Below are 243 nucleotides of genomic sequence, written 5' to 3' on the forward strand. Positions count from 1 at the left end.
CGCCTCGACCGCGGCGGCCACGCCCGCGACGACGGCCGCGCCGTCGGCGGCCGGCACCGGCGGCGGCGACATGCCGCGCCCCGCGCGCCACACGGCCTCGAAATACTTGCGCGTGGACGTCAGCATGTCGGTGACGAGCTTGCCCATCAGCCGGTATTCCCAGTACGGGAACAGCCGGCTCGCGGCGATCGCGATCATGCAGCCGACCACCGTGTCGATCGCGCGCTCGCCGATGATCCGCAT

Annotated in this window: 1 protein-coding gene; it reads right to left on the minus strand. The window is 72.8% G+C overall.

All coding sequences use genetic code 11. From position 1 onward, the window contains the following. Positions 1-243, minus strand: a 243-nt coding sequence (locus AAEY88_RS15135) for a hypothetical protein (RefSeq protein ID WP_350563713.1), incomplete at both ends; no start/stop codon positions are given.

The sequence above is a fragment of the Psychrobacter sp. CAL346-MNA-CIBAN-0220 genome (assembly GCF_040309805.1).
Lineage (GTDB): Bacteria > Pseudomonadota > Gammaproteobacteria > Pseudomonadales > Moraxellaceae > Psychrobacter.